A 2,226-nucleotide genomic window follows, 5' to 3' on the forward strand; every position below is an offset into this window, starting at 1 on the left:
AATACATCCAGTATTCGGGCGTCCCTCCGCCTTGCGATGCACCGCATCTGACGCCGCACGCTGATCCACCAGGGATTACGGGACAGCCCTTAGGCGGTGACACAGCCGACAGGTAAATCTCGACACTTGTCGGGAACATTCAGATATCTTTAAATCCAGCACAGTCGAGCTCCGCACCAATTAGATTGGCTGTGTCCATCCCGCGATAGAGGTCGACGAACTCAGCGCCGGGGATGATCAGTCCTGGCACGACGCAGCCCCGCTGAGTATACAGAAATCCGTTGGCTACGGAGACAATAATCACCGCGCCGGGCTTCAGTACTCTGTGCGCCTCTGAGGCCGCTGCGGACGTATCGAAGAACGACGAGTTGTACGTTCTCAAGGAGACATACAGGTCGTAACTGTTTTCCGGTAGGGCAGACAGGTCTTCGGCGCTAGAGACGACAGTTCTCGACGAGGGAATACGTTCGCTTATATTTGCAGGGCCACGTTCCGCGATGTCAACAAAGGTGATCTGCGGACAATCTGAAAACAAGGCTGCTGCTTCGTAACCGGCTCCGACGCCGACGTTGAGGATGTTAACGATAGACAGAGACCTTGTGGACGACCTCCTGTAAACCGACATGAAGTCGTCGGTCCACCTCAAGTTGGCGACACGAGCGTCGTACGCGTAGTCATAGGTGCCGTACTTCGCGTCAAACGCTTCGGACAGTGCGTCGTTTAGGGCACGATCAGCCTCTTTGCACTTGATCCCATACCTCTGGCAGATTAGAGAAGCGAGCGCAAACCTCCCCCCTGTTCGCATTGACATCGCTCCTGGAAAGTGCGAACCCCCTCGACCTTAGCCTGGTGGAGACGGCTTCACTAATGTGATGTGTGGAGTAGTGGGGGTTGCACTCGATATTTTGCTCGCTCACTGCGTAGAAATCTCGGTTCTGCTCGAGGATCTCGCGCTGCAAATCGTCGGGGAAGCGGTGTACATGACCTAGTACAGTGACGGGATCGTCATCGAGGTAACTCGTCAGCGCGGGGTCTGGCAGACCGACATAAACCCTGTCGATGCGCACTTCCTTGAAGAGCTCGGCAAGCTCAAACGACCAGGCCGCTGACAGGGTGTTGATCGTCAGGTATACGCTGTGTGCGCTGGATATTCCGAATTCTTGAATCCTGCGCCGCAGAATGCGATACCAGGACGCGCCGCGAACTTCGCCCTCGAAGGCGGAGCAAATCAAGTCGTGTTCAGAAACGAGCGCAACGCCGACCCGCCGACCTGATTGTGGCGCCCTTTGTGCGACGCCAATGGCGTAGTTCATCCAATAGGTACTGTTTGGGCTCATGTGGGCCTCCATTTCTCACCTTGCGCGGCACGCACGGGGGGCGTCATCGCTCCTCGGGAACGTGGGCAGGCCGGCTCGGTCCGGGGATACATGGCACGGACACCGCATCCCTTGAGCGGAGGTGGCCGAGCTCCACCAGCTCGGCGCGCACGGCCGCGTACGCACTGTTGACGAATTCGCAGTCCGGTTCGCTCAGTTCGATCTCCAGGCCCTCGTAGTTCGCGGCCACCTGTTGTGAACTGGTGAATCCGGTCAGAACGATCGAGTCCGGACAGCGTTTGAGGCAGTAGTGAAGGGCGACCCGGGCGAGGTCCTGCGGGGCGGATCCGAACCGGTCCCGCAGAGGCTGCAGGCCTCGCTGGACGGCTTCCGGGACCGGCGCAGTGATGCGGGAGCGGACGTCTCCGGGGCCGAAGGCCGTGTCCTGGGGGTACTTTCCGGTGAGCAGTCCCTGCGCCAGGGGCTTGCAGGTCATGGTGGCGATGCCGTGGCGGCGGGCGAAGCTGAAGATGTCTTCGTCCGCCTCGTCCTCGGCGGCCTCGATGTCGGGGAACTGGCTGAGCGGGTTGAAGGTAGTGGTGATGACCTCGGGGCGGAATTGCTGGACGAGGAAGTCGAACCGGGCCGCGCTCATCTGGCTGCGATCGCCGGCGGCTGCGGTGCCGTCCACGAGCCTGTGGGGTGCCCTCATGCCGAGCGCCGTGACCCTCTCCAGGTCACGCAGGGCTTCTAGTAGGGCTTGGTCATGTGCGGTCCGTGATGGCGTGTCTTCTTGATGGGTCGTGTCGTTGACAGGACGTGCTGAGTGGGGAGTTGGCTGCGGTCCGGTGTGATCTGGAGGACTTCGCGGCGGAGATGTTCGAGCCGTTCGCGCGGGCGGACCAGCGGC

Annotated in this window: 3 protein-coding genes; all 3 read right to left on the reverse strand. The window is 60.4% G+C overall.

Going from position 1 to position 2,226, the window contains the following annotated elements; genetic code table 11:
• Positions 1-139 precede the first annotated feature (139 nt).
• From ACFV8T_RS45475 to ACFV8T_RS45485, 3 genes are read right to left on the reverse strand one after another with little or no spacing between them, the layout of a single operon-like run.
• Positions 140-811, reverse strand: a complete 672-nt coding sequence (locus ACFV8T_RS45475) for a class I SAM-dependent methyltransferase (RefSeq protein WP_385339773.1) — start codon at positions 809-811, stop codon at positions 140-142.
• Positions 732-1,337 carry a hypothetical protein gene (locus tag ACFV8T_RS45480; protein WP_385339775.1) on the reverse strand — a complete coding sequence of 202 codons (606 nt, stop codon included), beginning with the start codon at positions 1,335-1,337 and terminating at the stop codon, positions 732-734. Before ACFV8T_RS45480 ends, ACFV8T_RS45475 begins: the two co-directional genes overlap by 80 nt.
• A 43-nt stretch (positions 1,338-1,380) precedes the next feature.
• Entirely contained in the window at positions 1,381-2,028 is a 648-nt protein-coding gene (locus ACFV8T_RS45485; protein WP_385339777.1) for an aldo/keto reductase, read from the reverse strand.
• Positions 2,029-2,226 lie beyond the last annotated feature (198 nt).

Origin of the sequence: Streptomyces sp. NPDC059832, from assembly GCF_042731715.1 — a bacterium.
Lineage (GTDB): Bacteria > Actinomycetota > Actinomycetes > Streptomycetales > Streptomycetaceae > Streptomyces.

Excerpts from the sequence above, each read along its gene's own strand:
- ACFV8T_RS45480 (WP_385339775.1), bottom strand. The coding sequence starts at position 1,337 with ATGAGCCCAAACAGTACCTATTGGATGAACTACGCCATTGGCGTCGCA.
- ACFV8T_RS45475 (WP_385339773.1), bottom strand. The coding sequence starts at position 811 with ATGTCAATGCGAACAGGGGGGAGGTTTGCGCTCGCTTCTCTAATCTGC.
- ACFV8T_RS45485 (WP_385339777.1), bottom strand. The coding sequence starts at position 2,028 with ATGAGGGCACCCCACAGGCTCGTGGACGGCACCGCAGCCGCCGGCGAT.